We start from the raw sequence: 2671 nt of genomic DNA on the forward strand, positions 1-2671 counted from the left end.
CCCTGCGCCAGCAGCCATTCGATTGCCGGTTTGCCCTGCGACAGGATGGTGCGGACGGCGGCTTCGTTGCACAAACCCGCACCCGCTTCCAAGGTATCGGCAACGTGTTTTTCTATGTCGTCCTCTTCCGACCACGCCGCCGCAATCCCGCCTTGCGCATGACGGCTGGCGGTGTCGTCCAGCCGGTTTTTGCACAAAATGACGATGCGGAACGATTCAGGCAGCGACAGGGCGAGCGTCAGTGCCGCCAGCCCGTTTCCGGCAATCAATACGTCGCAATCGGTTTGCATGGTGTTGTCCTTGTTTGAGAGGTCGTCTGAAACGGCAATATGGACGGCAAATCAGGCGGGGCCCATGCCGTTGAACACATCTTTTTTCTTCAGCCCTGCCGCGAAGTCGAGCATACGCTGCAAAGGCAGTTTGGCGGCTTCGCCTAGCTTCCTGTCCAACAGGATTTCGTTGCGTCCGCTCGTCAGGGCGTATTTGATACCACCCAGCGAATTCATCGCCATCCACGGACAGAACGCGCAGCTTTTGCAGCTTCCGCCGTTGCCCGCCGTCGGTGCGGCGATAAATTCTTTGTCGGGCGCCTGCTTTTGCATTTCGTGCAGGATGCCTAAATCGGTCGCCACGATGAATTTTTTTTCAGGGCGCGATACGGCGGCCTTGAGCAGTTTGCTGGTCGAGCCGACCACGTCGCCCAGTTCGATGACGCTTTGCGGCGATTCGGGATGAACCAGCACCACCGCGTCGGGATGCTCCGCCTTCAACGCCGCCAGCTCCTGCCCTTTGAATTCGTTATGGACGATGCACGAACCCTGCCACAACAGCATATCCGCGCCCGTTTCGCGGCGGATGTAGTCGCCGAGGTGGCGGTCGGGCCCCCAAATCAGTTTCTCGCCGCGCGATTTCAAATACGACACGATTTCCAACGCCACCGAAGACGTTACCACCCAGTCGGCACGCGCTTTCACGGCGGCGGAAGTGTTGGCGTACACCACCACCGTACGGTCGGGGTGTTGGTCGCAAAACGCCGAAAACGCCTCTTCCGGACAACCCAAATCCAAAGAACATTCCGCTTCCAAATCAGGCATCAGCACTGTTTTTTCAGGGCAGAGGATTTTCGCGCTCTCACCCATGAAGCGCACACCAGCCACCACCAATGTGCCGGCTTCATGTTCCGCACCGAAGCGCGCCATCTCCAACGAATCGCCCACGCATCCGCCTGTCTCCAAAGCCAAATCCTGAATCAGCGGATCGACGTAATAATGCGCCACCAAGACCGCGTTTTTCTCCTTCAGCAAAGACTTGATTTCATCTTTCAGACGGCCTGCCGTCTCGCGGTCGGGCGTGTCGGCAACCTTCGCCCACGCCTGACGGATTTGGCAGGCGGAAGTCGGTGTTTGAATGAGGGGCATATCGTAATCGAACGAGCGGCGGGCGGCGGTTTGCATGATGTTTCCTTGTAGCTGTTTTTCAGACGGCATGAAGGTTTGCCGTCTTTTTTCAAACTATTTTTATATTATGCTCAACTTGAGTATAATATGCAAGGTCGTCTGAAAACCGCTTTGGTTTACAATAAGGTTTTCTCTTGAATGAAAGCCACGCATGGATGCCTATCCTGAAACAGCGGCCAATCCGCAAAGTATCGTCGAGCTGGTTCCTGTACTGATCGCCATTACAAATGGCAGCTTGAGGGTTTTGACAGTTGCCCAAGGAGAGCTATTACCCAATGGCTTGCTTGCACCGCTTCGCCACTCCTTGCAGGCAGGGGTCAGAATGTGGGTCGCCAAGCAGACATCGCAGCCCATGGGCTATGTAGAACAGCTTTATACGTTTGTAGATACGCGCCGTCAAAACGAGCAAGGCCTGCCTGTCTTATACGTCAGCTATTTGGGACTGGTGCGCGAAGCGGCCGACAGCATCCTTCATCCCGATGCGAAATGGCAGGACTGCTACTGCTATTTTCCGTGGGAAGATTTGCGTACTGACAGCGGACAGCGCGATACCATCGTCAGCCGCCTGCGCATTTGGGCAAACTCGGCGGATACGGAGGAAGTGCGCCAGAAGCGGCTCAAGCGCATTCATTTGTGCTGGGGGGTAGAACCTGAAAATTGGTCGGAAGAATACGTTTTGCAACGCTATGAAATGCTGTATGAAAGCGGCCTGATAGCGGAAGCAGTCGAGCCTCAGGAAAACTTCAACTTCGCACTCACGGGGCAGCCCATGCGCCACGACCACCGCCGCGTACTGGCGACCGCTCTGTCCCGCCTGCGTGCCAAAATCAAATACCGCCCCGTGATTTTTGAACTGATGCCGCCCGAATTTACATTGCTGCAACTGCAAAACAGCGTCGAAGCCATCAGCGGCAGATTGTTGCATAAGCAAAACTTCCGCCGCCAGATTCAGCAGCAGAACCTTATCGAGCCGTCAGATACCAGCGTATCAGGTAGTAAAGGCCGTCCTGCACAGCTTTACCGCTTCCGAGATGACGTTCTGCCCGAACAGCTGATTTCTGATATCGGACTGCCGCTGGGCAGCCGTTAGCCCGTTTTCAGACGACCTATAGTGGATTAAATTTAAATCAGGACAAGGCGACGAAGCCGCAGACAGTACCAGATAGTACGGCAAGGCGAGGCAACGCCGTACTGGTTTAAAGTTAATCCACTAT

Annotated in this window: 3 protein-coding genes and 1 pseudogene; 2 read left to right on the forward strand and 2 right to left on the reverse strand. The window is 55.3% G+C overall.

The window, feature by feature from the left end:
* Positions 1-290: FAD-binding protein (locus tag Q1M25_RS09395; RefSeq protein WP_300484041.1), on the reverse strand; the 290-nt coding region annotated here is incomplete at its 3' end.
* A gap of 51 nt (positions 291-341) precedes the next feature.
* Positions 342-1454 carry a quinolinate synthase NadA gene (gene nadA, locus Q1M25_RS09400; protein ID WP_300484042.1) on the reverse strand — a complete coding sequence of 371 codons (1113 nt, stop codon included), beginning with the start codon at positions 1452-1454 and terminating at the stop codon, positions 342-344.
* 154 nt (positions 1455-1608) lie between these two features.
* Between nadA and Q1M25_RS09405 the strand changes: the two genes are divergently transcribed.
* Positions 1609-2547: a hypothetical protein gene (locus tag Q1M25_RS09405; protein WP_300484044.1), complete on the forward strand. Its 939-nt coding sequence runs from the start codon at positions 1609-1611 to the stop codon at positions 2545-2547.
* An 8-nt stretch (positions 2548-2555) separates the two neighbouring features.
* Positions 2556-2671: pseudogene (locus tag Q1M25_RS09410) on the forward strand (IS5/IS1182 family transposase); the annotation flags it as partial.

It is taken from the genome of uncultured Neisseria sp. (genome assembly GCF_951230505.1).
Taxonomy (GTDB): Bacteria; Pseudomonadota; Gammaproteobacteria; order Burkholderiales; family Neisseriaceae; genus Neisseria.

Coding starts and splice junctions, on each gene's coding strand:
- Q1M25_RS09405 (WP_300484044.1), top strand. CDS start 1,609: ATGGATGCCTATCCTGAAACAGCGGCCAATCCGCAAAGTATCGTCGAG.
- nadA (WP_300484042.1), bottom strand. CDS start 1,454: ATGCAAACCGCCGCCCGCCGCTCGTTCGATTACGATATGCCCCTCATT.